Consider the following 4,500-nt stretch of genomic DNA (forward strand, 5'->3'; position numbering starts at 1 on the left):
AGAGAAGCATCAACTTTACAGCCATTAGGGGTTTATGCTTAAGTTGACGCCTAGGCATTCTGCAGGCGGGAATCCAGTGCACAGGTTGCGCAGCGTGCCTTTGGCGCGCCTTGCTTCCCCGCCTGCGCGGAAATAACTGGATCGCAAGCCTCAAAGTCAGAATTATTGAGATGCCCTGTTGACTCAAATAAAAGGTAACTTAGGTTACCCTTGAAATTCCCCCCCCCCCCCCAATATCTAGATAAGGGGAATCAGAACCTACAAATCTGGAGTTGCATCAATGTCCTTAGAACCCCAAGTTGAAACGCTATCCTTTGAAGCCGAAGCCAAGCAGTTATTGCAATTGGTAGCACACTCACTTTACAGTAACAAAGAAATTTTTCTTCGCGAGTTAATTTCTAACACCTCTGATGCAGCCGATAAATTACGTTACCAAGCACTTTCCGATGCCGCTTTATACGAAAATAATGCGGACTTAAAAATTTGGATTGATTACGATAAAAACGCTCGCACCATTACCATTCGCGATAATGGAATTGGCATGAGCCGGGAAGAAGTGATCGAAAATTTAGGTACGATAGCGAAATCAGGAACGCGAGCCTTCCGAGAATTATTAGCCGAAAAGAAGGCGGAAAACTCACAATTGATCGGCCAATTTGGCGTTGGGTTTTATTCAGCTTTCATTGTTGCTGATCGAGTCGTCGTTCGCACGCGACGGGCTGGCATGAAACCCGAGCAAGGGGTGGAATGGGAATCGACAGGAGAGGGTGAATATACCCTTAAAAACATCGATAAACCGACGCGCGGCACGGAAGTTGTTTTGCATCTGAAAGAAAGTGAAGAAGAATTTCTTGATCCCTTGCGATTGCGCGCCATTATCACCAAGTATTCCGATCATATTTTATTGCCTATCGTCATGAAAAAAATTAAAACTACTGGTACTGACGATGAAGATAAAAACGAAACCGCCGAAGAAGAAGTTGTCAATCGCGCCAACGCTTTGTGGGTGCTGCCGAAGGATAAAATTAAAGACGAAGAATATAAAGAATTATATAAACACATTGCGCACGATTTTGAAGACCCATTAGCGTGGGTCCACAATAAAGTCGAAGGTAAATTGGAATACATCACTCTATTGTATATACCAGCCCGTGCACCCTTTGATCTTTGGAACCGCGAGGGGCAACGCGGGTTAAAACTCTATGTTAAGCGTGTTTTCATTATGGATGATGCCGAACATTTTATGCCAATGTACCTGCGTTTTGTCAAAGGTATTGTTGATTCAAACGATTTACCCCTTAATATTTCGCGTGAATTATTACAGTCCAACGAAGTCATTAACAAAATAAAAGCCGGGTGTGTGAAGCGTATTTTAAGTTTGTTGGAAGATCTGGCGAAGAATGACAAAGAAGAATATACCCGTTTTTGGAAAGCTTTCGGTCGAGTGTTAAAAGAGGGTCCAGCAGAAGATTTCGCTAATCGCGATCGTGTCGCTAGTTTATTGCGCTTTGCCTCGACTCATAATAACACGGATGAACAAAACGTTAGTTTGCAAGACTATATTAGTCGTATGAAGCCGGAACAAAATAAAATTTATTATATTGTCGCAGACACTTATACCAGCGCTAAAAATAGCCCTCTGCTAGAAGTTTTTCGCAAAAAAGGCATCGAAGTATTGCTTATGTCCGATCAAGTGGATGAGTGGCTGGTTGCTCACCTTAACGAATTTGAAGGCAAATCTTTGCAGTCCATAGCAAAAGGGACTTTAGATCTCGGTGGTCTTGAAAAAGAAGAAAAGGTTGAAACGGAAAAATTTGAAAAAGATTTTGATGAACTTTTAAAACAATTTAAAGAAATTTTAGGCGAAAAAATAAAGGATGTGCGTATTACTCATCGATTAACGGATTCACCTACGTGTGTTGTTTTTGATGAAAATGAAATGAGTGGCCATTTGCAAAGACTATTAATACAAACGGGTCAAGATTTCATGCAGGCAAAACCTATTTTAGAAATTAATCCATCGCACCCTTTGATTTTGCGGGTGAAAAATGAATCTGATAAAACACGTTTTAATCGTTGGGCCAATTTATTGTTTAGTCAAGCCCTCCTAGCTGAAGGGGAGCAGCTTAAAGACCCTGCCAGTTTTGTGAAAGCGTTAAACGAGTTATTATTAGATTCTTTATTGGATTCTTAATTAGTATAAAATAAAGAGTATAAAAAGAGTATAAAATAAAGACCAAAAAAGCCACGTTAATTAAACGGATTGCTTAATTAATGCCCATTTTTTTCATTAAATATCCTCAATTAGCAATTAGAAACTCAGAATTTTTCTTTCAGAATTCTTCTTATAATTTTATGGGATTTAATTGTTGACATTTAAAAAAGATATCGATATTCTTCATTTCATAGCTTTAGAGGAAAGCTATATAGGCCTAAAATATAGGCCATTTTTGTTTTAACTTTAGTTGAAAACGGAGAGTTCGACATGGAAACAACTACGAAACTCGCCATAGGCGTTTCTGCACTATGCAGCTTAGCTAGCTGCTGCCTTTGCTGGCGGTCCTAATATCCCCATGATTAATATGAATGGTTTTCATATCGGTTTGGGTTTTGGATATAAATCTTATACCTGTGATCAGGTTAGAACCATTAGATCTGTTATATGGGAAGATGTTGTTCGCGTGCTTCACCCAGTTTCTGCTTCAATAACCCAATTTAGTCCTGTTGGTGAATTGGGTTATACCTTCGCAAGTGACTAGGTGGATAGCAGGCGTCAAGGCTCAATACCAGTACGATAATGTACGAAGCGTCCCAGTAGATGCACCTTTATCTTTTTATTTTCATCGATCCCGTTTAGGTTCTCACCTTACTGCTATGCTGTTAGCAGGTATTAAAGTAAACGAAGCTAACGCTCTTTACTTGGAAGCTGGTTATTCCACGGTGTGGGGAAAAACTACCTTCTTTGGCCGTGCTCCAGTTTCAGTTAGTATTATGAAGAATCGCTTGAACGCTGGTATCGCTGGTATCGGTTGGGGGCATTATTTTATGAATAATGTCTTTGTTGACCTTAGTTATGGCTACGCATTGTATAGAAGTAAATCCAGAGAGGCGGCGATTAACCGCCTTTCAGGAGTTCTACGAAACCCTGAACGAGTCGCAATTAGCGACATTAACGCAACCGTTAATTACCTGTTCAATATCTAACAGAGTTAAATAATGTTATTTTATCAGGTAGTTGTTTCTGGTGAACAGCCTCTAGACCTTAAAAGGAGGGATGGGGGCTGTTTTTTGACGTCAACGGTTAAGTAATCAAAAATAGGCTTCGTTATGTTATTTGGTGAAGCTTATTTTTTATTTACTTGTATAAAAAAGTTTGTGCGGCTTTAAGCGTGTTTTCCAACAAGGTGGCTACGGTCATGGGACCGACCCCACCGGGAACAGGGGTGATCCAGGATGCTTTTTCTTTTGCCGTTTCAAAATCAATATCACCTGCTATTTTATTTGGGCTCAATCGACTAAAGCCGACATCAATGACAATGGCGCCTGGTTTAATCCATTCGCTTTGAATCATGCCCGGTTTACCAATAGCGACAATCAAAAGCTCAGCGCTTTTGATATGCTCGGCTAAATCCTGCGTGAAACGATGACAAACCGTTACCGTACATTTGGCGAGTAACAATTCCAAAGTCATCGGCCGCCCGACGATATTTGAAGCGCCTACGATGACAGCATGCTTTCCCTCAAGGTTTTCATGAGTTTCTGTTAAAAGCGTCATCACGCCATAAGGAGTACAAGGACGCAAGACGGGGCGACGTTGAACTAGACAGCCGAGATTATGAGGGTGGAAACCGTCAATGTCTTTATCTGGTCGAATGTGTTCAAGCAAATTAGCAGGATCGATATGAGCTGGCAACGGTAACTGCAATAGGATGCCATGAGTATTCGAATCGCGGTTGAATTCATCGAGTTTTGACGCTAATTCTGATTCTGTAATCGTATTCGGCATCCGATAAACAGTGGATCGAATACCCACTGCCTGACAGGCACGTTCCTTGTGGGCCACGTAAGTAGCCGAGGCAGGATCGTTACCAACCAAAATGACCGCCAATCCCGGAGAAGGTAACCCCTTTTCCTGGAGCAAACGTATATTTTCTTTAACGCGCGCTTTTACTTTCTCTGCACAAGCACGCCCATCTAAAATTCGAGCTATCATATTTTTTCCTTCCTCGTTTCTCCATTTTTCTCTAACTCGTCTTAATTTCTAAAAAACATTATCATTCCCGCGGGGACGCCTAGGCGTCAACTTAAGCATAAACCCCTAATGGCTGTAAAGTTGATGCTTCTCTTTCATTCACCTTGTTCCTTTCAAAGCTTCTTAACACAAGGGGCCTCTATCATTACCCACCCGTGGTAAAGCGTGAAAAACTTAAAAACCCGTCGTCCTCCCGCGGGGGCATCTGCTGTATTAATTGAAGCATACAAAACCTTCACGGCCGAGTC

The 4,500-nt window shown here is 41.4% G+C and carries 2 protein-coding genes and 1 pseudogene; 2 read left to right on the plus strand and 1 reads right to left on the minus strand.

From position 1 onward, the window contains the following. The first annotated feature begins 280 nt into the window (after window positions 1-280). Together htpG and OWO34_RS01340 are read left to right on the plus strand one after the other, a co-directional pair. The gene (htpG, locus tag OWO34_RS01335) at window positions 281-2,194 is read left to right on the plus strand and encodes a molecular chaperone HtpG (RefSeq protein ID WP_267256291.1); all 1,914 of its coding nucleotides are present in this window, start codon (window positions 281-283) and stop codon (window positions 2,192-2,194) included. A gap of 291 nt (window positions 2,195-2,485) precedes the next feature. Beyond that, a pseudogene (locus OWO34_RS01340) lies at window positions 2,486-3,204 on the plus strand (outer membrane protein). 151 nt (window positions 3,205-3,355) lie between these two features. Here the strand turns inward: OWO34_RS01340 and folD are convergent. Further along, window positions 3,356-4,213, minus strand: a complete 858-nt coding sequence (gene folD / locus OWO34_RS01345) for a bifunctional methylenetetrahydrofolate dehydrogenase/methenyltetrahydrofolate cyclohydrolase FolD (protein WP_267256292.1) — start codon at window positions 4,211-4,213, stop codon at window positions 3,356-3,358. Window positions 4,214-4,500 lie beyond the last annotated feature (287 nt).

Origin of the sequence: Coxiella endosymbiont of Ornithodoros maritimus, assembly GCF_907164965.1 — a bacterium.
Taxonomy (GTDB): Bacteria; Pseudomonadota; Gammaproteobacteria; order Coxiellales; family Coxiellaceae; genus Coxiella.

Bases quoted from the DNA above. Each gene is read 5' to 3' on its own strand.
- htpG (WP_267256291.1), top strand. From the start codon at position 281: ATGTCCTTAGAACCCCAAGTTGAAACGCTATCCTTTGAAGCCGAAGCC.
- folD (WP_267256292.1), bottom strand. From the start codon at position 4,213: ATGATAGCTCGAATTTTAGATGGGCGTGCTTGTGCAGAGAAAGTAAAA.